The organism is Pseudoalteromonas sp. SR45-5 (assembly GCF_014163565.1).
GTDB lineage: Bacteria > Pseudomonadota > Gammaproteobacteria > Enterobacterales > Alteromonadaceae > Pseudoalteromonas > Pseudoalteromonas distincta.
Genome location: NZ_JACJDN010000870.1, coordinates 1 through 1,298, shown reverse-complemented (window position 1 = coordinate 1,298; position 1,298 = coordinate 1). Strand labels below are relative to the sequence as shown.

General features: G+C 35.2%; 1 protein-coding gene. It reads left to right on the top strand.

Going from position 1 to position 1,298, the window contains the following annotated elements:
- Positions 1 to 177 precede the first annotated feature (177 nt).
- A partial coding sequence (locus H5072_RS19725) for a GGDEF domain-containing protein (RefSeq protein WP_259396003.1) occupies positions 178 to 1,298 on the top strand: 1,121 nt, incomplete at its 3' end.

The window sequence follows — 1,298 nt, the reverse complement described above, 5'->3', positions numbered from 1 at the left end:
ACTAAAACATAATTAAATGATGGTTAAGGGTTAGATTTGATGCTTCATAGTATTCGATATAAATTTATTATAATAACAACGGTTTTAATTATATTTAGCGCAAATTTAGTTTTTTTCCTCGCAATTAATGAACACGAAGATTTATATCGCCAATCTGTTAAACAAAACTTAGATGCAATGTCTTCAAATATTTCCGATAGCTTATTACGTGTTATGTCTGAGCAAGTTGATTTGTTCTCTATAACCACCGAATTGCTCGGTTTTGATCGATATGAACACATTAAGTTTGTTAATGTATTTGACGCTGACTGGCAATTAATCCAATCGTATGTCCACCCTAACTATTTAGAGCTTGAGAGCTTTAAGCCTGAACTTATAAGTATTCAACCAAAAAATTTACCTTATGCGGTTACAATAACCAATGAAGGACTAGTGGCCTTAAAGGCAATTGGGGAGGAGCAATTTCCTATTGGATATTTGCTCATTGTGCAAGACTTTAAAAAGCCATTGAATGAAAGTAAAATTAGCCTTTTTTATAGTGCAGCTCCATTTGTTGTCTTAATTATTGCACTCACCATTATTATTTCATTTTGGATATATCAGCGTTTATTAAGCCCACTTTTAGCACTCTCGAAGTTCACACAGAAAGTTGAAAAATCAACAAATTATAAGCTTCAATACCAAGTCACTGGTCATGATGAAGTATCTCAACTTGGTAACGACATTAATGCATTACTACAAACAATTGACTCCCAAGTTCAAACCAATCATAAACACACCGCTCAACTTTTAGTACAAACGCATTCAATGGAGCGCCTCGCCAACTACGATATATTAACAGGTTTACCTAATCGCATGTTTTTTATGGACCTACTCAAACTCGAGCTGGCTAGTAGTAAAAGTAACGACCGAGACGTTGCGATTATGTTCTTTGATGTTGATAGTTTTAAAGGCGTTAACGACACCCTAGGCCATGAAACCGGAGATATGCTTTTACAAGCTGTGGCTAAAAAAGTGAAAAGTTATCTGCGTAGTAACGACATAATTGCACGCTTAGGCGGTGATGAGTTTTTAATTATGCTACCTAATATCACTGAGCAATCTATTGTTATAGATATTGCCGAAAGTATCATTGAGGGTATGAAAGAGCCATTCACTATAAATGAGTGGGACGTACCAGCGGGTATTAGTATTGGTATTGCAAGTGCCAAAGAAGCTGAATTTGGTATAAATACATTTATCAGTAATGCCGATATTGCAATGTACACATCAAAAGAAAAAGGCAAAGGCGCATATAC